Raw genomic sequence first — 20,858 nt, 5'->3', positions numbered from 1 at the left:
GTTCCGGTCCAGCTTTAGTGCCCCGCCTCGTACCAGCTGGAGCCAATGCCGATCTGGACGTCCAGCGGAACGCTGAGGTCCGCGGCCGAGCCCATTTGCTCGGTCACCAGCTTCTCCACGGCCTCGCGCTCACCCGCGGCGACTTCGAGGACAAGTTCATCATGGACCTGCAGGAGCATGCGCGATTTCAGGCCCCGTGCCGCCAGTTCCGCGTGCACACCCAGCATGGCGCGCTTGATGATGTCAGCCGCCGATCCCTGGATGGGCGAGTTCAGCGCGATGCGCTCCGCATTCTCACGCAGCTGGCGGTCGGTGCTGGTCAGGTCCGGGAGGTAGCGCCGGCGCCCCTCGATGGTGGCGGTGTAGCCGTCGATCCGGGCCTGGTCCACCACGCCGCGAAGGTAGTCGCGGACGGCGCCGAACCGGTCGAAGTAGTCCTTCATGAGGGTCCGCGCCTCGTCGACGGAGATCTCCAGCTGCTTGGACAGACCGAACGAGGTCAGCCCGTACGCGAGGCCATAGGACATCGCCTTGACCTTGGACCGCATGGCGCTGGTCACCTGGTCGGTGGGCACATGGAAAATGTTAGAGCCCACGAACCGGTGGAGGTCTTCGCCGTCCTTGTAGGCCTGGATCAGGCCGGCGTCGCCCGAGAGGTGCGCCATGATGCGCATTTCGATCTGCGAGTAGTCCGCGGAGAGCAGGCACTCGTAGCCCTCGCTGACCACAAAGATGCCGCGGACGCGCCGGCCTTCCTCGCTGCGGATGGGGATGTTCTGCAGGTTGGGGTTGTTGGAGGAGATCCGGCCCGTGGCTGCGACGTTCTGCGCGTACGTGGTGTGGATCCGGCCGTCTTCCGTGACGGACTTCTTCAGCGACTCCAGCATCTGGCGCAGCTTCGACGACTCCCGGTGCGCCATGAGCTGGACCAGGAATTCGTGCCCGGTCTTTTCCAGCAGGTTTTTGAGTGACGCGGCGTCGGTGGTGTAGCCGGACTTGATTTTCTTGGTCTTCGGCAACTGCAGTTCGTCGAACAGCACGGTCTGGAGCTGCTTCGGCGAACCGAGGTTGACCTCGTGGCCGATCGCGGCGAACGCCAGCTCCTGGGCGTTGTCGATCACCTTGGCGAGATCCGACAGCTGCTCGTCCATGCGGGGCATGTCGATGGCGATTCCCGCGAGTTCCATATCGGCGAGGACGCGGCTGACGGGCAGTTCCAGCGTGGTGAGCAGGTCCTGCGCTTTGCGTTCCGTCAGTTCTGATTCGAAGAAGCGGCTCAGGGCCTGCACGACGGCGGCGACGTGGACCAGCGCGCCCGCAGCGGCGGCGTCGTCGCCGTCGAACGCCAGCTCAAGCTGGCCTTCCTTGGCGGCCTCCGTGGAAACCGCGATGTTGAGGTGATGCTGTGCCAGCTCCGCAAGCTCGTAGCTGCGGCGGTCCGGCTGGATGAGGTAGCCGGAGATCGAGGTGTCATCCACCACGCCTTCCAGTTCCAGGCCGCGCGCGGTCAGGGCCTTCAGGGCAGCCTTGAACCCGTGCATGACCTTCGGTGCGTGGGCGTCGCGGAGCCATGCGGCCAGAACGTTTTCGGCGGCGGCGTCCTGGCTGGCCAGGTCGATATAGACGGCAGCGTCGTCGCGGACGATCGCCACCGCTGCGGCGTCCTCGCCGATCCGGCCGGGCACAACGTCGACCGCCACAGCGGAGCGCTTGCCGGCACCGGCCTCGAGGAACGCGCCAAGTTCGGCTGCGTCCGCCGGGATCACGAAGTCCGGGATGTCGAGGCTTTCCCGCTCGGCTTCGGTGACTTCACTGCCGTAGAGGGCGAAGAGCCGGGTCCGGATGGTCTTGAATTCCAGGGCGTCGAACAGCTCCTCGAGGGCTGCCTGGTCCGGCCGCGGGTCCGCGAGCTCGTCCAGCGTCACTGGCAGATCCAGGTCGGTGTGCAGCCTGTTGAGGCGCCGGTTGCGCTTGACGTCGTCAACGTATTCGCGCAGGGAGTCCCCCACCTTCCCGCCGATCGCGTCGAGGTTCTCCAGGACCCCCTCCAGTCCGCCGTAAAGGTTGATCCATTTCGCTGCCGTCTTGGGGCCGACGCCGGGAACACCGGGGAGGTTGTCCGCGGATTCCCCCACCAGGGCGGCGAGGTCCGAGTACTGGGCCGGGCTGACGAAGTACTTCTCCTGGATGGCGTCCGCGTCCATGCGGGGAATATCGCTGACACCCTTCTTGGGGTACAGGACGAAAACGTTGTCGGTGATGAGCTGGAAGGCGTCGCGGTCGCCTGAGACCAGCAGCACTTCGTAACCGGCCTTTTCCCCCATTGCGGCGAGGGTGGCCAGGATGTCGTCAGCTTCCCAACCGGGCATTTTGATGGTCTTGATGCCCCAGGCGCCCATGACCTTGTCGATGAGGTCGATCTGGCCGCTCATTTCGCGCGGGGTCTCGTTGCGTCCGCCCTTGTACTCGCTGTACTCGGCCTTGCGGTGCGTCGTGTCATCGGAGACGTCGAAGGCGACCGCCACGTGGGTGGGCTTTTGCTCCTTGATCAGGTTGATCAGCATGGACGTGAAGCCGTGGACGGCGTTCGTGTGCTGGCCCGTGGCGGTGGAGAACTTGTCCGCGGGCAGGGCGAAGAACGCCCGGAACGCCATGGAGTGCCCATCGAGGACGAGTAGCCGCGGCTGGTCCGTGATGGGAATCACGGGGGCCTCAGTGGCGGAAACCGACGCCGCGGCCCGGCTGGATTTTCCGGCACGCTTGGCCGCAACCCCTGAATCCGGCTCAGCTGCCAGGAGTTGGTCTGCGGCAGTGTCCGCGGAAAGGGAGGCTGCATTCTCGAGGGCAAGGGCCGGTTTGGTAGTTTCACTCACAGGTGCCAGCCTAGTTCCCATGATGGACAATTTCACGCCCGGCCCGTACGCGGCCGAGCTCGCTGCGGCCGGTGTACCCGAGGACATGCACGATTGGCTGGGCCAGTACGGCGTCGGAGCCCTTGTGGTGAAGATGGGGATCCGCTTCCTCGAGATGAGCCCGGAGCGCACTGTGGCCACCATGCCGGTGGCGGGGAACACCCAGGTGGCAGGCATCCTGCACGGCGGGGCCCACGTGGTCCTGGCCGAAACCCTGGGTTCGTTCGCGGCCGGCATGCATGCCGGACCGGACCGGCAGGCGCTCGGGATCGAGGTCGGGGCGACGCACCACCGGGCGATCTCCGAGGGCACCGTCACCGGCACCTGCACGGCCATTCACCTCGGCCGGACGCTCGCCACCCACGAAATCGTGATGACCGACGAGCTCGGCCGGCGGCTCTCCACCGCCCGGATCACGAACCTGATCCGCGATATCGCGCGCTAGGTCCGCGATAACGCGGAGGGCGACCGGCCCGGCGGCGCCGGATCCGGCTAGGGCCGGGCCGGGAAGCGGTAGCGCAGCTCCACGATGCCCCGGCCCAAGGTGCGGGAAGATGTCAACTCGAGCGGCGGCGTCGGGCCCGCCATAGGCAGCAACTGTTTGCCGCCGCCCAGGACCACGGGAATGACCGAGACAATCAGTTCGTCCAGCAGCCCGGCGTCAGCGAACTGCGCTGCGAGCACGCCTCCACCCACAACCCAGACGTTTCGGCCGCCGGCCGCTTCTTTGAGGTCGTCCACGAACTCGCCTACCGCCCCGCGCACGAACGTCACATCCGCGCCCTTCGGGGCGGCGTGCTCGTGACGGGTGAAGACCCAGGAGGGTGTGCCCGGATACGGCCAGGTGTCCGGTTCGTGCTCCCGAAGCCACGCGTACGTCTCGCCGCCCATGACGATGCAGCCGACGTCGGCCATGAACGCGTCATAGCTGTCCTGTCCGCCCTCAAAGCCGTCGAACTGCAGCAGCCAGGCGAGATTGTCGTCGGCAGTGGCGATGAACCCGTCGAGTGAGGACGCCACGAAGTATTGGAAGCTCACCATGGCCCCAGCCTAGCCACTGCGGTGGCCGGTGTCCCATCCCCCGAACGCAACGGCTGCACGGCCGCGGGGACGTCTTATTTGTGGAAGTAAGGAATGATCAGGTAGAGCCCGAAGAGAATGGCGGCGCCGCACAAAGCGAAGCACGTGTAAGCGAGCGGTCGGGTCCAGGCCGCCGGGGAGGTCCGGGTGTCCCCCGCGATGGCCGTGAGCCGGACGCCGAGGGAGTAGAGAACTACCACGGTTACAGCGGACACAAGCGTGGCACTCGCCACGCTGAACAGTTCCAGCCATTTCATCGCTGGGCACCGCCGTTCTTGATCGACTTGGTGGCGGACTTTTTCTTGCGGAACTGCACGGCCTGGCCGACTTCCTCGATCTCGACGGCGTTGTTGCTGCCCACAGGCGACTTCCGTGAGCGCACAAACATGTAGGCCACTGCGGCGGTGCCGGCTGTTGCCGCGATGATCACGCCTACGACCCCGGTCTGCACGAGCAGAGCCGTCAGCGCGCCCATGATTCCGGCGGCCGGCAGCGTGAACAGCCAGCCGATGGCAATCCGGCCGGCGGTTCCCCACCGCACCGTAGTGCCGCGGCGTCCCATGCCGGAGCCCACGACCGAGCCGGAGGCCACCTGCGTGGTGGACAGGGCGAAGCCCAGGTGCGAGGACGCCAGAATGGCTGTGGCGGTGCTGGTCTCGGCGGCAAAGCCCTGGGCGGGCTTCACTTCGGTGAGCCCCGAGCCCATGGTGCGGATGATCCGCCACCCGCCGGAATACGTGCCGATCGCGATGGCGAAGGCACAGGCGGTGATAACCCACCACTCCGGACCGGAGCCGGCAGGCTGCAGGCCGGCGGAGATCAGGACCAGGGTGATGATGCCCATCGTCTTCTGGGCGTCGTTGGTGCCGTGGGCCAACGCCACGAGGCTCGACGTGAAGACTTGACCGGTCCGGAATCCGCCGCGCTTCTGCGTGAGCTTGTCCCCGGTTTCGGGGTCATGGCGGGCGGTCAGGCCGTACGCCAGCCGCGTGCACAAGTAGGCTACGCCGCCCGCGATGATCGGGGCGAACACCGCGGGAAGAATGATCTTTTGGAGAATTGACTCGAAGTTGATCGCGTGGATGCCGATACCGGCAATCGCGGCCCCGATCAGGCCGCCGAAGAGGGCGTGGGAGGAACTGGACGGCAGGCCCTTGAGCCAGGTGATCATGTTCCAGAGGATGGCGCCCATCAGCCCGGCGAAGATGATGTCCGGGGTGATCTGGACCCCGTCCGAGCCTTCCTTGATGATGCCGCCCGAGACGGTCTTGGCGACTTCCGTGGAGAGGAACGCTCCCACGAGGTTCAGCACCGCCGCGAGGGCAACTGCTGTTTTCGGTTTGATGGCGCCGGTCGCGATGGGGGTAGCCATGGCGTTCGCGGTGTCATGAAATCCGTTGGTGAAGTCGAAGAACAGCGCCAGCGATATCACTAGCGCCACCATTACGGTGATTTCCACCTGTTGCCCAATCTGAAGTGTTCACGGTCGGCAGTTCCACATCCCCGTTGCTGCATGGCCACGACGTCCATTCGATGCCTGATCAGATGAATTCGGTGGCGCTAACGCGATTTGAAACCTTATCGATGGTACGTGGGAAAGACGGCTGGGCAAAACATGCCAGAAGTCCCTAAATTCAGTCCTCCTGTGCGGCACGGGCCTTCACGGTGGCGGTGCGGTGCCGGTCACAGCGGGCACCGCCCGGCTCCGCCGGCTGCGGCCCAGCTCAGACGGCCCGGCGGACGTCCGGCGCCGGGCCCGCGCCGAGCATCGAAGCGATCCTGTCCTCCAGTGCCGCTAGCGTCGCCTCGGGCAGCACGATGAGCCCGTCGAGTTCCCGGCGGGCGCGGCGGTAGGCCGTCTGCCGCTCGGCGGGAGTTGCGGCCGCGTCCGACGCTATCCGCAGAAGTTTCCGGGCTGTCTCGAGCCGCTGGCGTTCGGGACCGGTGAACTTGCTGTCCCTGATCCGTTTGGCTTCCCGTTCGGCGACGTCGAATGCGAGCTCAAAGCTGGTCACGGCCGCACGGTACTCCGCAAGCCGCGCGGCGGTCCTGACTTCCGCCGGGGCGGCGGGGCGCAGCCCGTCGGCCTCGCGTTTGGCCCGGAGGAAGGCCACGGTGAGGGGCTCCCGGACATCCGTCATGACCGGGTAGTCGATCAGCTTTCCCACGTCGAGTTCGTAATCCAGCCAGCGTTGGTTGACGGTGTCGTGCGCCTTCATGAGGGCCAGCACGTCGGCCTGGCTGGCCTGCTCTGCCTGCGCCGCCTGGTTCTTGAGCGTATAAAGCTCCACGCGGCGGCGGTGCCGGCGTTCGGCGGCTTTGGACCAGGACCGCGCCCACCCCCCGGCCAGTCCGCTCAGGGGAAAGACGAGCCACCAAAAGTGGGTGATGAAATTGAAGAAGGGGTCCACGGCATCATCCTCCCATCCGTTGGCGGCGCCGGAAAGCCCCCGCCAAAAGGGGGCTCTCCGGCCCGTTCCGGGACCTTGCCGGCACGGGTTGCTTGCCGGGCGGTCAGTCGCCGTGCTTGACCTTATGCACCTTCGTCACGATGGTGGGGCACGGCACGTTCAGGAGTACAGCGTGCGCGGTGGAGCCGAGCACGGTCCGGGAGAACCCGCCACGTCCGCGACTTCCAATCACCAACTCCCTGGCGTCGGCGGCGATATCCACGAGGGCCTTCGCCGGTTCGGTGTTCGTCTCAAGGCGCTGATGGACCACCAGGTCGGGGTATTTGTCGCCGAGCCCGGCGACCGACTCGGCGAGAACAATCCGGTCCTCTTCGACGATGCTCTCGGCGAGACCACTGGTCGGCAGCTGCTTCTCGACCCACCGGGCAGGGCTCTTGAACGCGAGGACCACGGTGAGCTCGTCTCCACCCCGGTCAGCTTCGGCGGCCGCGAAGGCGACGGCCTGCAGCGACTCCTCGGAGCCGTCCACGCCGACCACGACGCCCTTTGCCCCGGTGGCCGGTTTCGCCGGCACGACGGCTACCGGGCATTCCGAGGCCGAGACAACCTGCAGGGCCCGGTCCGTCATGGGACCGCCGCCCATCCAATGTTTGTCATGGCCGCCAACCACGATCATGGCTGCCTCCTTGGAGACTTCCCGGAGCACCGAGCCGCCGCTGCCATGACGGAGCTGGATGTCGACAGTGACGTCCGGGGCCTGTTCACGGGCGGCCGTCTCAGCGTCCCGAAGCAGGTCCATCCCCGATTCCCGGATGATCTCGTGGTACTGAAAATCCGGTGACATCCAGCGGTCGTCCACCGCGTGGACGACCGTGACCGGGAGCTTGTCCCGGGCGGCCCGGTCAAGGGCCCAGGCCAGGGCGGCGCTGCTGCCCGCGGACCCGTTGATGCCGACGATGATTGCTTTGCTCATGCTGATTCCTGCTTTCCTGGAATGCACACCGGCCTAGAATCCGGTGGGCTCGGTCTCGAACTCCGGTTCGCGGGGCGGGCGTTCATGGTGCACCGGACGCAGCGCTGCGGTGTGTTCCAGCCAGATGAGGGCGTCGTAGCGCTCCCCCATCCGGGTCGGAACGTAGTTTCCGGCGTCCCGTTCCGGGTGGTAGACGACGCCGATCGCCCGGTGTCCGAGCCATGTCGAAAGCCACGGCCCGGTCCTGTCGTCGCCGAACACCAGCACTGAGGGCACCCCCAGGGCCTGATGCAGGAAGTCTTCGTGGCTGCCCGGGCGCGCTTCCGGCACCGTCAGGATGCGTTCGGGGCGGCCCCACCCGTCGGAGGCGAGCACGGAGCCGCGGTGGGATGCGAAGCCGACCAGCAGCACGCCTTCGCCCGCGTGGCGTTCGCGCAGCAGCTGCCCGACGTTGACCAGGCCGTCCTGCGCCATGTCGGTGGCCCGGGCATCGCCGATGTGTGTGTTGTGTTCCCAGATCAGTCCCTTCGACGCCGGCCCGAGGTGCCTGCTGACCCGGTCGATGGTGTCGGCCATATGGTGGTCGCGGACGTTCCAGGACTGCCTGTCGCCGCGGACCATGATGCGGTAGTAGTGCTCGGCGTTGGCCGCGACTTCAGCGTTCTGGACGGCGTCGAAGGCGTCCTCCTCCTGCCGGCCGGGGCTGAAGGCCCGGTTCCTGACCTCGGTCAGGAGGGCCACGACGTCGGGCTCGCAGGACTGCGGCACCAGCCGCGTGCTCCAGGCATACTGGTGCGGGTCCTCGTGGTGGGGCAGGAAGCACTGCCAGGCGCGCTCCGCCGCGGGGACGGCGTCGGGAACGTTCGCCTGTAGCCAGCCGATGATTTCGCGCAGCGAATCCCAGAGCGAGTAGACATCCAGCCCGTAGAAGCCGACACGTTTGTCCAGCGGCCTGGCCAGGTTCCAGCTGCGCAGCCAGTCCAGGAACGCCGCGACTTCCTCGTTGGCCCACATCCAGGTTGGCCAGCGTTCGAAGCCGGCCAGCAGCGCGTGGACGCCCTGGTCCTTCCCCTCCTGGCCGCGGACCCATCGGTTGATCCGCCGGCAGTCGGGCCAGTCCCCTTCCACCCCAATCCAGTTGTAGCCTTCCTCCGCGATGAGCCGCCTGCTGAGGGTGTCGCGCCAGGTGTAGAACTCGTGGGTGCCGTGGGAGGCCTCGCCGATGGCGACAAAACGGCAGTCGGCCGCGCGCCGCACGAGGCCGTTGAGGTCCCGATCGGTTTTCAGCGGCCGGGCGAGATCGTGGACCTCCTTCAACACGGTGGTCCGGGTGACGGCCTCGGGGTTCATCTCGGATCCTCGATGTCGATCGTCTCCAGGTATTCGGGCACCCTGGCCCGCCAGCCGAGTTCGCGTTTGATCCTGATACGCAGGGCGTCGGACGCGTCCGGGTCACCGTGCGTGATGTAGGTCATCCGGGGCGCTACTTCTGCCGCCCTCATCCACGCGATGATGGCGTCGCCGTCGGCGTGCGCGGACAGGCTTTCCATCTGGATAACCTCGGCCCGCACCTTGACGTCTTCCCCGTAGATGCGCAACTCGCGTTCACCGGCAGCAAGGGTGGCCCCCCGCGTGCCGCTGGCCTGGTAGCCGCTGAGGATGATGGCGTTTTTCGGGTCGGGGCCGTACGCCGCGACGTGGTGCAGGATCCGTCCGCCCGTCAGCATGCCGCTGGCCGAGATGATGATCATGGGGCCGCCGCGCAGGTTCAGCAACTTGGATTCGTCCACGGTGCGGGTGAGTTTGGCCAGTTTGTACATGTCCACGTATTCCTCCCGCTTGAGCCGGTGTTCTTCGGGGTGGCGCTGGTACATTTCGGAGGCGTCGATGGCCATGGGGCTGTTTAGGTAGACCGGGATGCGAGGAATCGCGCCCTTGCGCAGGAGCCGGGACAGGTACAGCATCAGCGTTTCGGCCCGGCCGACGGCGAACGCGGCAAACATGATGACCCCTCCGCGTTTCGCGACCCGGTTGATGATCTCTCCCAGCAGCTTCTCCGGATCCTCAGTGGAGTGTTTCCGGTTGCCGTAGGTTGATTCGGTCACCAGGATGCCGGTTTCGCCGAGCGGGCGGGGCGGATACATGAACGGGTCATCGGCCCGGCCCAGGTCCCCGGTGAAGTGCACCGACTGGGAGCCCACCCGGACGTGCACCTGGGCGGCCCCCAGGATGTGTCCGGCCGGCACGAACGTCAACTCCATGCCACCGCCAAGGTCAAGGGGAACATCAAACCCGACGATTTTGAATCTGTTGAGGGACGCGACGGCGTCCGCAGCCGTGTAGAGGGGCAGGGCGGGATCATGCGCGGATGACCCCCGCTGCGAGGCATACCGGGCCTCCTCCTCCTGCAGGTGGCCGCTGTCCGGCAGGATGAGTTTGCATAGGTCTGTGGTGCCGGCCGTGGCGTACACGGGGCCGCCGAACCCGCCCCTGACCAGAGCAGGGACATATCCGGTGTGGTCCAGGTGCGCGTGGGTCAGCACCACGGCGTCGATGGACCGCGGCGGCACCGGAAAGGGCGCCCGGTTGCGCTCGCGGCTGCGCTTATAGCCCTGGAAGAGTCCGCAGTCCACCAGCACGCGCCCGCCGCCGGCGTCGATCAGGTAGCGTGAACCGGTCACGGTGTCGGTGGCACCAAGGAAGTTCAGGCTCGGCTGCTGCTGCTTCATGGCGCCCCCGTGGACCTTCTTCTTGCGTAAATTGTGCGTTAATTGCGCGCGAACCTGTGACCTGCGCAAACCTGTGACCAGCGCGAACCTGTGTCCTGAACGACCCCAGAGAAGTGCGCGGACCCGCGGCTCGCGGTGTACGCCCCAGCTTCCGCCCGGGCCTGCCGGGTGCCAAGGGCCAAAAGTCACCTCCGGGCCGGCGTCGGCCGCCGCCGGGGCCTCCGCGGCACGCGTCCAGGCGGGCCGCCCCCGGTAGGATTTCTTGATGGGCCCGGCCGGGCCCGAGGCCGGCAGCCCGGCACCGCCCAGCACAGCGCAGCCCAGTCGCAAGGACACACCATGAGCACCAAATCCGCAGGGCCCAGGCGTCCCGACCGCCCCTGGACCCGCCACTACAGCCCCGGGGTTCCCGCCAGCCTCAAGCTCCCGGAAGGGTCCCTCGTTGACCTGATGGACTCGTCGGTCCGGCGCTACGGGAAGAAGACCGCACTGGAATTCTTCGGAGCGCGTACCAGCTACCGGGACCTCGGCACCGCCATCAACAGGGCGGCCGCGGGCCTGAGGAAGCTCGGCGTCCGGGCCGGTGACCGGGTGGCGCTGGTCCTGCCGAACTGCCCGCAACACATCATCGCTTTCCACGCGGCACTGCGCCTGGGCGCCGTGGTCGTCGAACACAACCCCTTATATACGGACCGTGAGCTGCGCCACCAGTTCGAGGACCATGGCGCCACCGTCGCCGTTGTCTGGGACAAGGCCGTGGACAAGGTCCGCCAACTGCCGGCCGACGTCGGGCTGCAGAGCATCGTCTCCGTTGAGCTGATTCCGGCGATGCCGCTGCTGCAACGGGTCGCGCTGCGGCTCCCCGTGCCGGCGGCCCGCGCCGCCCGCGCCGCCTTGACCGCCGGCAAGCACACGCGCCGGACCGTGGCGCAGCCGGCGCGCCGGACCGTGCTGGCGTGGAAAGACCTCCTTGGCGCAGGCGACCTGAAGAAAAAGCATCCGCGCCCGGCCGCCACTGACCTGGCTGTCATCCAATACACGAGCGGCACCACGGGCCGGCCCAAAGGCGCCATGCTGACCCATGCCAACCTGCAGGCCAATGCCGCGCAGGGCCGCGCCTGGGTGCCGGGGCTCAAGGACGGCCGGGAAACCGTGTACGCGGTGCTGCCGATGTTCCACGCCTACGGCCTGACGCTGTGCATGACGTTTGCCCTGAGCATCGGCGCGAGGCTGGTGCTCTTCCCTAAGTTCGACGTCGACCTCGTGCTGAAGGCACACAGGAAGTCGCCTGCCACATTCCTGCCGGCGGTGCCGCCGATCTACGACCGCATCGCCGCCGCAGCCGCCGAGCGCGGTATCGCGCTGGACAGCATCCGCTTTTCCATCTCGGGGGCGATGAACCTGCCGACGGCGACGGTGGACACGTGGGAGAAGGCGACCGGGGGCTACCTGATCGAGGGCTACGGGCTGACGGAAACCTCGCCCATCGCCTTGGGCAACCCCTTCGGTCCCAGCCGGAAACCGGGAACCGTGGGGGTCCCGTTTCCCCTGACGGACATTCGTGTGGTGGACCCGCGGAACGTCCTCCTGGACCGCGCCCCGGGAGAGGAGGGCGAGCTCCTGGTCCGCGGCCCGCAGGTCTTTGCCGGCTACTGGAACCGGCCGAAGGAGACCGAGGAGGCGCTGCTGGAGGGCGGCTGGTTCCGGACCGGTGACATCGTCTCGGTAGATAAGGATGATTTCGTGACCGTCCGGGACCGGATCAAGGAACTGATCATCACGGGAGGCTTCAACGTCTCCCCCACGGAAGTTGAAGATGTCCTCTCCGGGTACCCCGGTGTCCGGGACGTGTGCGTGGTGGGACTGCCCCGCCCGGGCGGCGGCGAAGACGTGGTTGCCGCCGTCGTCCCGTCCGCGGGCTCCGGCCTGGACCCGGAGGCGCTGCTGGCGTTTGGCCGGGAGAACCTGGCCGCCTACAAGGTGCCGCGCCGCGTTGCCGTGGTGGATGAGCTGCCGCGTTCGCTGATCGGCAAGGTCCTGCGCCGCGAGATCCGGGACACACTCGTGGCCGGCCGGTAGCTTACCTCCGGCCGGCCACTGGTGCGCTCAGTGTCCGGACTCCTCAGTGTCCTGAATCGTCGGGGCCCGGGGTCGTCGCGGTTGTGCCGCTGCCCGAATCATCGCCGCCTTCCTCATGCGAGTGCGTCCCGCTGTCCCCCGCGGACGGTTCAGGCTCCGCCGGTTCCGGTTCGCGGGACATGTCCACTCCCTCCCCCGTGGTTGAACGGGGAGCCAGCGTCACGTCCGCTGGCTGGACCCCGGCGCCGCGGGCCATGCCGTTCCGCACGGATTCCACCAGCGAGTCGCTGAGCAGTGGTCCCGTGTACGTGACCGTCAGGGCTCCGCCATCCACCGACGTGCCGTAGTTCCCGAGCGCGTCCGAGAGAATGCCTTCCCTGGCGATGGAAGCGGCCAGGACTGCCGGATCGGCGGCAGCGACGCTGAACTGGAGGTCGTGGACCAGGACTGAGGCGACGTGGACATGCTCCACTCCGGGGTAGCTGCCCTCCGGGCCGAAGGCGCGCTCCGCCAGTCTCTCGGCGTCGTCGCTGGTGCTTCCGGGCGGAAGCGCCAGGATCAGTTCCGGCGCGAGGTGCTCCAGGATCGCTGGTTCGAGCACGTCCGGAGGGATGTCGGAAAGGACGATGCCGCCGGCAGCCGCGGTCTGCTCGAGCCGTGCGCGCGGCGCGCCTGGCGTTCCGCCCGCGGCGGGGTGGATGGCAATGACGGCGCGGCGTCGAACCATCAGCCCGTCGTGGCTCACGGCCGGGCGGCCGTTGCCGACGTCGGTCCCCGTCTCCAGGGACACGGGCGCGGCGCTCTGCACGGCTCCGGCGGTCGGCGCTGCCGTCGGCGAGGGCTGGGCCGGGGCCGGCGGTCCGCCTGTGCAGGCGCTCAGCGCCAGTACAAGCAGGGCCGCCGCGCCCAGCGTCCCAACGCGGCCCATCTCAGGTCCCCGCCGGCAGTCCGGGCCGGTACACCGGCGGGAACGCGTCCAGAGCAGTGGTGTCCAGGGTCGGCGGGTCGGAAGTGATGGGGTCGTTGGTGCGGAGGTCGCCCACGGAGAACTGCACCATCATGTCGTGGTCCTCATGGACCAGGTTGTGGCAGTGGATCATGTAACGCCCGCCCCCGCCGGTACCTGTGTCGAACTGCATGAGGGCGGTGATGGACTCGTTCTCGCCGGCGTAGAAGACATCCTTGGGGCCCTTTTCCCAGGCAAACGGCAGGCCGCCGTTGGTGTTTCTCGCGATGATCTTGGCGTCAATGAGGTGGATGTGTACCGGATGGAACCATCCCCCGGACGCGTTGATGATGGTCCATTGTTCGACGTCGAAGGGCTGGGGGTTGCCGAACAGCTTGGTGAACCCGGACTTCTCCACGTCGGCCCACGTGACGCCGTTGACGGTCCACTGTCCGTGGTCCCGGAAAAATTTCAGCTCGCGCTTCGCCTTGGCCATCGCCGGGGTGAGGCTCATGGTGGGGATGCCCCCCTTGGAGGCGTTGACGGAGCCGCCGTCGTCCAGGGTGGCCGGGATGCTGGAAATGGAGCCGGCCCCGGACCCGGAGTCGGCCACTACCTGGAAGCGCATGATCTTGTTGGTGTTCGCGAAGTCGATGTTGTTCTTGTTGCTGAGGTTCCGCAGCTCGATCAACTGGCCGGTCCGGTATTTCCGGAAATCGATCAGCACCTCATAGCGTTCCGCTGTGCCCTGCCGCCACGATTTCACGGCCTCCACTTTGGGCGTCATGCCGGCGTCGGTGCCCACCACGTAGATGGGGTCTCCGGTGGACAACGTGGGCCGGTAGGACCGTGAAATCGAGGCGTCGAGCACCCGGAAGCGGTAGATCCGGGGCTTGACCTTCATGGTGGGCCACGGCACGCCGTTGACCATGATGATGTCGCCCCAGAGTCCCTTGACGTCGTTGTCGTTGTAGGCGAGGGATCCGTCGGCGTTGAACATGGCGTCCGAGATCATGAGTGGTACGTCGAATTCGCCCTGCGGCAGTTGGGCACGCTCAAACTTGTCGGACAGTGGATAGAAGGCCGCGAGCCCCGAATACACGTTCTGGGCGGTGATGTGGTGCTTATGGTCGTGGTACCAGAGGGTCCGAGCCGTCTGAAAGTTGGGGTACCGGTAGTTCTTGACGTTTCCCGGGACGGTGATGTCGTTGGCGTAGCCGTCGTACTGCGGCAGCGACGCTGAGCCGTGCAGGTGGGTGACGGTATCAAAGCGGGCCGGCTGAACCAGTCCGGCGGCGGGCAGCGCGTTGCGGATCCGCACCTCGATCCGGGTGCCCTGGGTGGCCCGGATGGTTGGGCCGGGGAAGATGCCGTTGTAGCCCGCGACGGTGGTGTTCAGTCCGGGCAGGAAGTGGGCCTGGCCGAGCTTCTGGGTAAGGGCGTACCGGGCGAAAGGACGGGCCGGGTCGCCGCCGTCGAAGCCCGTCTGAAAGGGGACCAGTTCCGGCGGGCGGCGGAATACTCCCGCATAGGGAACAGGCATGTTCTGCGGTGCAAGAAGGCTGGCGGTGACCGGCGTCGCGGCCGGCGCGGTGGTGCCCGTCGTCGGGATGTCGTCGTCGCCGCCTTTGAAACCGGCAAGGCCGAGGGCGCCGACAGCGCCCAGTTTGAAAATTTCTCGTCGTGTAGTCATGGCCCCTCCAAGTGGGCAATAGTGCTGTATACCGTGTCGGAAAGTGGCTTTCCAACAAGTGAGGAAGCCGGCTGGCGGACCGTAGCGGCCCCGCCAGCCGGCGTTCTCAGACTGCTGTTACAGTGCTGTTCCCGTGGTGAATGTCCATGAACGGCTGGGCAACGGGTTGCCTGCCAGATCGCGGATCCGGGTGGTGCCACCGGTGATGATGACCCTGTACTGCGTGCTGGCGAGAAGCGTCGCACTGGGGTTGATTGTCAGCACCCTGGTTGTGGCGTTGTACGTCACCGCGACCGCGATGTCGGCCCCGGTGGAGGCCCGCACGATCCGGACGCTGCCGGCAGCGGCGAATCCGGTGATGGGCTCACTGAACGTCACCGTCGTGTTGCTGTTCCGCAGCACCCCTATGACTCCCGAAGCGGGGGTCGTGGAGGTGATGACCGGAAGAGGTCCCGACGTGAACGTCCACGTGCTCGTCGCCATCGTGTTGCCCGCAAGGTCACGGACGCCGGAGACAGTCACGGTGTAGAGGCGGTCTGCCGGCAGCGTTGCCACCGGGTTGAGCGTCGCGACGCGGGTCAGCGAATTGTAGGAAACGACGGCGGCGATCGCCGTGGTGCCCTGCCGCAGTTGGAAGTTCGTTCCCGTCACCCCCGTCACCGCTTCGCTAAACGTTGCCGTCACGTTGGCGCCCTGGCTGACCGACAATGCCCCCGGTGCAGGGGACCGCGCGGTCAGGGTGGGAGCCACGAATTCGGTACGTGGTGTCACCGCTGCGGTGCGGGCTGAGAATCCGCCCGTACCCACTGCGTTGACTGCGGCGACGTCGAACGTGTACGCCGTCCCGTTGGTCAGGCCCGTCACGAGGACGCTTCCGACGTTTCCGGTGACTGCCTGCGTCTTGATCAGGGCAGTTCCGGCGAAGGCCCGCACCGAGTAGCCGGTGATGGGCGATCCGCCGGTGTTCGTCGGAGCGGTCCACCTCACGGTCACCGAGGCATTCCCTGCCGTGGTCGTCCCGATGGTGGGCGCTCCCGGTACGGTTGCCGTCGTCGGGCTCACCGTGTTGGAGAGTGCCGAGAACGGGCTGTCACCGAGGGCGTTGCTGGCCAGCACCTGGAACCGGTACTGGGATCCGTTGGTCAGGCCGGTTACCACCAGGCTGGTGGCGCCTGCCGGAGCGGTGCGCAGGGCACCGACCTGGACGCCGGCCGGGTTAGTCGTCACGTCGAGCACCTTCACGGAAAAGGCGTCGGCAGGCCCGACCGTCGGGGCCGTCCAGCGAACCGTTGCCTGCCCGGGGCCGGCGGTTGCCGTGCCGATGACCGGAGCGCCTGGCAGTACGGTGTCGGAGAACTGCAGGAACTCGATGTTGCGGATCGTATCCGTGCCATCGACTCCAACGTTGTCCACCACCGTGGTGGTTGAGCCAGCCGAACCGATGGTGCCGGTGCCGCCTGTCGTGGTGATGGTGTAGTTGGCCCGCGGTCCGGAGAAGATCGCGACGTCCCGGTTGCCCGCGGTTTCGAGGGCGGTGGGGGTGACGAGTTCGCGGACAGCCACCAGGTTCCCCGGGTTGACGACGCCGGCCGCTACTGCGGCCGCCAGGGTCTGCGGGTTACCTGCCTGGTACGGGCGCTCCATGAGGTCGGTGGTGCCGATCTCTGCGCCCGCGTTGTCCCGCACGCTGATGCGGATCTTCAGGTACCGGTCGCCGTCGATGACGTCGTTGCCGCCCCTGCCCTCGAGCTTGTCGCTGCCGAGGCCGCCGACAAGGATGTTACCGTCGCCCCAGACCGGACCGGTCAGCGGGCAGACGCCCATCGGTGAGAGTGCCTCGACCGGCGCAAGCGGGGTGGTCGGTGCCGGCAGGATAGCCTGCAGGCCGGCGATCCGGTTGATGCCCGTCTGGTCGAGGACGTCGCAGCCACTGAAGCCTGCACCACCTACGGTGCTGGGCACTGCGTCGTCGCCACGGATGACGTCGTCGAACTTGGAACCGGAGTTGGCTTCCACTTCCTGCCACCGGTCGCGGTTGACCACGACGGGCAGCGGAACACCAACGAGGTTGTTGTTGATCTTCATGTCGTCGTCGGCTGCTACGGTGTCGTACTGGTGCGTGGCCCAGTCGAAGCCGGCAGCACCGGCGTAGCGGTCGATGGCCGCGTTGGACGTCATGATGTCGTCGCCACCCTCGGCGTCGTAGTCGTTCTCGCCAACCTGTCCAACGAAGATGTCGTTTCCGGGCTTCGTCTGGGCCGGGTCGTCGAAGAACGGAGCACCGTGATCGCCGATCAGCAGGTCCTGGCCGGAACCGCCTTGGATCCAGTCATCGCCGCCGTCACCGAACGTCGCATCGGCACCGTCACCGGACTGCACGAAGTCGTTTCCTTCGCCGGCAAACGTTTCGTTGTCGTTGGCTCCGCCGTTGGTGAAGTCCTGGCCGTCGCCGCCCATGTTGATGTCGTCTCCGATACCGGAGTTGAGGTAGTCGTTACCCGGACCGCCCTTGAGGACGTCGGCCCCGGACAGATCGGTGATCCTGTCGTTGCCGTCGCCGCCGAGTGCGATGTCGTCGCCGCCATTGCCTTCAATGACGTCGTCGCCTTCGTTGCCGAGGAACGTGTCGTTGTCGTTGCCGCCGGTGACCCGGTCAGCGTTGGCGGTGCCGTTGTACACCGATTGGCCGTTGATGCCGCTCGGATCGACCGTGTTCTTCTCCATGTACTGGATGGTGCCGTCCGGCTTGCGCAGGAGCAGCAGGTTCTCCTTGCACTCGCTGGTCGGGTCGTCGGCGACCGTGGCCCCCGAGGCCGTGTAGCCGGCCGGTGTACCGGCCAGGTTGCCCAGCTGGAACTTGCAGTCGGCGGTTCCGAAAGCATCCGCCTTGAGCGAGTGCGCGTTGGTGTTGCGCATGATCATCTCCGCGAAGGAGTTGCTCTCCAGCTGCGACCGCAGGTTCATGCCCGGCGTGCGCGCCAGGTAGTACAGGCGGTCACCGTTCTGCAGGTCGGTCATCTGGTTCTCGAACACGTAGTTGAACGTGCTGCCCAAGAGTCCGCCGAAGAGGTTGGTCTTCTCCGCCAGGCCGCCAACCCAGAGGTCGACCCGGTTCAGGCCGGTCTCCTGAGTGGCCCACGGTCCGGCACTGTTCATGAAGTCGCTCATGTCAGCCGTGGGAGGAGTCGCCAGGGTGCCCGGATCGACGATTGCCTTGGCCGCTGCCCGCTTGCCCGCCAGCGTGGTTTCGCTGGTGATGGTCGGGTAGGTGCCGTAGGCGGCAACAAAGTTGACCAGCGATTCCGGGTGCTTGAGGTTCTGCCCGAAGTCGGCCCAGCTCGTATACGGAGCCAATTGAGCGTCGCCCGTGGCGTCGTTGATCTGGCGCCGCAGCTCATTGAGCGGCGGGACGCCTTCGGAACGTGCACGGGTCATGTTGATCGTCGCCAGGTCCAGGGGAAGACCCAGCAGGTTGTTGCGCAGCGTGCCCGTCACGAACTCGTCGAGTTCGTTGCCGACCTGGTCGCTCATGCCCATGACGATGCTGCCTGCGGCCTCTTCCGAGGTCAGGGACCCCGCCGATCCGCCGTTGGTGTACTCGGGCGGGTTCAGGAAGCCATGGAGCAGGGAAATGGAGTTGTCGGTGCCGTCCGCGTTGGTGCGCGAGATCGTCTCCGTCAGCATAGAGTGGCCGAAGCGGTAGACCGCGTGGGCGAACTCCGCCCTCACGGCCGCGTTGAGGTCCGTGTGGTAGACGTGGAAGGGCTGGATCGCGGGTTGGACCTTGCGGCCGAACTCCTCGAACACCAGGTGCTGGTATTCCATTTCCGTGATGAACCGTGCCGCCTGGAACAGGCGTTCGCCGTTCCAGCCGTTGGCACCGGCAGCCAGCTTCCACTCCGCCAGTGCGGCGACGCCCTTGGCCGAAGTGTCGTTGGTCAGGGTGTTCTCGATGTCCGCGACGAGCCGGTCATGCTCGGAGTGGAACACCTGGTGGATGGTGGTCAGTCCGATGTTTTCGTTGACGCGGCCGTCACCGGCACAGAAGTGCGCGTTGAGCATTTCGTCGTCGTAAGTCCCGGCGGGCTGGTTCGCAAAATCTGCCGAGGCCGTGTTGTCGCTGTCCGGGGTGGGCGCGACGGGCGGCGTGGCAGGGTTGTGGTCCGCGTCCTGCGGCGACGGGTCGGCGTTGTGCGCGATGTCGGTCAGGAACGGAGTGTCGAAGTACCGCACGTTTGCCGGCACCGGGACAGGATTTGCCGTGTTGCCCTCAACGAGTCCGGTCAGCGTGACGTACTGCGGCAGGCCCCGGGCGGGGCCGGGGATGAACTTGCCGTACGGGTCAGCTGCGATCATCGGGATGTTGGTGACGTCCTTGTCCTCGAGCTTGAGGCCAAGGAAGATCGCTGCTTGCGACTTGACGTCCGCCCACGTGGCCATGCCGCCGGCGGTGGGGCCGGCAGGACCGCCCAGGAGCTTGCCGGTTGAAACCGGCCTGCCGGCGGCGTTGTTGATGTACTCCCGCAGGAACACCTGGTGCGAGGGGTGGGACGTGTAGGTCTGGGACTGGTCCACGTAGGGCGAGTCCGTGTTGGCGGCTTCCTGGACGTCATCCGCGGTGCCGAGGATGCCGTCGTTGCCGGGCTGGTTCTGGGCCCGGGTGAGGACCATGAACGCGTTCGGGCTGTTGGGGGCCACTTCGTCACCGGTACCGGCCTTGCCATCAGGGCCTACGGTAATCAGCGGGTCGTCGGCCTTGAGCGGCACGAACACCGTTCCGCCGCCCTTGACCGTCTGGTCCACGCCGTGGTCGAAGAACTGACCGAACAGGGTGAACAGGGAGTTGTACGGCGGGGAGAGGCCGACGTCGGTGGTGACGTTGGGGATGAACAGCGTGTCACCCGTGGGGACGCAGCCGGCCGGCACAGCCTCGACCGGCGGAGTCGCCAAGGGGTCAGGATCAGTGGTGCAGGGGAACAGACCGGGGTTGCCCTGGGTCCGGACCGGGAACCCGGCAGCAGCCACGGCGGCTGGATTGGTGGAGGTCTGGTCCACGATCAGATTGCTGATCTGGCGGGGCTGGGCGTCGAACACATTGCCCGACTTCTGTGCGTAGGAGGACGTGCCGGCAGGGCCGAACCCTGCGGGGACGGCGTCGGCGGTGTTAAACGACGGCGTCGCGTGACGCGGGAATAGCTGATCGGCGGCCCCATACGTTTCGCGGCCCTTGATCAGGTTGTTGCAGGAGCCGTCAACCGTACGGAGGCCGTAGGAGGTGAGGGCGTCCGGGATCTGGTTGGGGCCCGGCCCGACCAGCGCCCCGCAAGGGCCGGTCGCCGACGTCGTATTCGCGACGTGCGCCTCGGCGATCTTGATTTGCTTGAGGATATAGGCCAGGTCGGCCGCGGTGACGGTGAAGCCTGCGCCGACGGGTGCCGGCGCGGCGCTGGCGCCAAGCGCCGTTGTGGTGAGTCCAACAAAACTGAGCAAGGTCATCGCTGTCCCTGCCGCTACTGCGCGGGTCGGCCGGCTAAAGGCACGTCTTTGGCCTTCAACCTTCCTGCATGCGAACAAATTCATTGCACACCTGCCTCTTAGAGTGAGTGATGGTGCAACAGTGCTGGGTGATTCCTTGGGGAAAACTGGGACCGGTCGGTAACTTCGGATCCGGACCGCAGTCCGGTGCTTTCCGGGGCCTCTGGCCACCCGGACCATGCTCTGGGGCTACGTGCGCAGACGCTTTGGGCTACTCGCCCTGTGCTCGACGGCGCTGCCGCAGCCTACGCGGGAACGACCGCACGGGCGTACTGTCGACGAATAACGGCCGAGTAACGGATACCCCCCGAGGACCCGTTTTTTGGCCTCCGCTACCTGAGGCCGGCGCACAGCAGATCCCCAGCTTGCGCCAAGGTGGTGCTGGTAATGGTGGCCCGCACAGGAGCTGGACGGTGCACTCGATAGTGGCGGCATAGGCCCCCGGGTTGCCTGGGCAGACCCGGGGGCTTTGCGACCGTTTGACCCTTCTGGACCAGCGG

At 66.7% G+C, this 20,858-nt stretch carries 13 protein-coding genes; 2 read left to right on the top strand and 11 right to left on the bottom strand.

Annotation, left to right across the window (positions count from 1 at the left end):
- Positions 1–14: 14 nt before the first annotated feature.
- Positions 15–2,894: a DNA polymerase I gene (gene polA, locus AC1D1A_RS14455; RefSeq protein ID WP_476872571.1), complete on the bottom strand. Its 2,880-nt coding sequence runs from the start codon at positions 2,892–2,894 to the stop codon at positions 15–17.
- Between polA and AC1D1A_RS14450 the strand changes: the two genes are divergently transcribed.
- Positions 2,893–3,357 (top strand): hotdog fold thioesterase, encoded by a 465-nt coding sequence (locus AC1D1A_RS14450; protein ID WP_476849603.1) that lies wholly within the window; start codon positions 2,893–2,895, stop codon positions 3,355–3,357. The two genes, polA and AC1D1A_RS14450, sit on opposite strands and share 2 nt — an antisense overlap.
- Before the next feature lie 47 nt (positions 3,358–3,404).
- Here AC1D1A_RS14450 and AC1D1A_RS14445 read toward each other — a convergent pair whose 3' ends face one another.
- The 7 genes from AC1D1A_RS14445 to AC1D1A_RS14415 form a co-directional block, all read right to left on the bottom strand.
- Positions 3,405–3,953 (bottom strand): dihydrofolate reductase family protein, encoded by a 549-nt coding sequence (locus AC1D1A_RS14445; protein WP_476886588.1) that lies wholly within the window; start codon positions 3,951–3,953, stop codon positions 3,405–3,407.
- A gap of 74 nt (positions 3,954–4,027) precedes the next feature.
- On the bottom strand, positions 4,028–4,249 hold the full coding sequence (locus AC1D1A_RS14440) for a hypothetical protein (protein ID WP_028276822.1): 222 nt from the start codon (positions 4,247–4,249) through the stop codon (positions 4,028–4,030).
- Positions 4,246–5,451 carry an inorganic phosphate transporter gene (locus AC1D1A_RS14435; RefSeq protein ID WP_230010221.1) on the bottom strand — a complete coding sequence of 402 codons (1,206 nt, stop codon included), beginning with the start codon at positions 5,449–5,451 and terminating at the stop codon, positions 4,246–4,248. The genes AC1D1A_RS14440 and AC1D1A_RS14435 overlap by 4 nt, the downstream gene beginning before the upstream one ends.
- Before the next feature lie 265 nt (positions 5,452–5,716).
- Complete coding sequence (locus AC1D1A_RS14430; protein WP_223917392.1) at positions 5,717–6,403, bottom strand: hypothetical protein; 687 nt, start codon at positions 6,401–6,403, stop codon at positions 5,717–5,719.
- A gap of 103 nt (positions 6,404–6,506) precedes the next feature.
- Complete coding sequence (locus AC1D1A_RS14425) at positions 6,507–7,376, bottom strand: universal stress protein (RefSeq protein ID WP_223917390.1); 870 nt, start codon at positions 7,374–7,376, stop codon at positions 6,507–6,509.
- A 33-nt stretch (positions 7,377–7,409) separates the two neighbouring features.
- Positions 7,410–8,726, bottom strand: a complete 1,317-nt coding sequence (locus AC1D1A_RS14420) for an erythromycin esterase family protein (protein WP_476849600.1) — start codon at positions 8,724–8,726, stop codon at positions 7,410–7,412.
- On the bottom strand, positions 8,723–10,105 hold the full coding sequence (locus tag AC1D1A_RS14415) for an MBL fold metallo-hydrolase (protein ID WP_476872578.1): 1,383 nt from the start codon (positions 10,103–10,105) through the stop codon (positions 8,723–8,725). The genes AC1D1A_RS14420 and AC1D1A_RS14415 overlap by 4 nt, the downstream gene beginning before the upstream one ends.
- Positions 10,106–10,444: 339 nt before the next feature.
- On the opposite strand from AC1D1A_RS14415, the gene AC1D1A_RS14410 reads away from it, so the two are divergent.
- A complete protein-coding gene (locus AC1D1A_RS14410; protein ID WP_476858622.1) occupies positions 10,445–12,184 on the top strand; it encodes a long-chain-fatty-acid--CoA ligase in 1,740 nt (579 codons plus the stop codon).
- Between the two features lie 43 nt (positions 12,185–12,227).
- On the opposite strand, the gene AC1D1A_RS14405 is transcribed toward AC1D1A_RS14410, so the two are convergent.
- From AC1D1A_RS14405 to AC1D1A_RS14395, 3 genes are all read right to left on the bottom strand, one after another.
- Positions 12,228–13,112 carry a hypothetical protein gene (locus tag AC1D1A_RS14405; RefSeq protein ID WP_476886592.1) on the bottom strand — a complete coding sequence of 295 codons (885 nt, stop codon included), beginning with the start codon at positions 13,110–13,112 and terminating at the stop codon, positions 12,228–12,230.
- 1 nt (position 13,113) lies between these two features.
- A complete protein-coding gene (locus tag AC1D1A_RS14400) occupies positions 13,114–14,823 on the bottom strand; it encodes a multicopper oxidase family protein (RefSeq protein WP_476931746.1) in 1,710 nt (569 codons plus the stop codon).
- 117 nt (positions 14,824–14,940) lie between these two features.
- The gene (locus AC1D1A_RS14395) at positions 14,941–20,319 is read right to left on the bottom strand and encodes a peroxidase family protein (RefSeq protein WP_476948009.1); all 5,379 of its coding nucleotides are present in this window, start codon (positions 20,317–20,319) and stop codon (positions 14,941–14,943) included.
- Positions 20,320–20,858: the final 539 nt, after the last annotated feature.

It is taken from the genome of Arthrobacter sp. P1_B9, assembly GCF_056406495.1.
The sequence above is the reverse complement of the archived record's forward strand: the minus strand, read 5'-3'. Positions and strand labels throughout refer to the sequence as shown.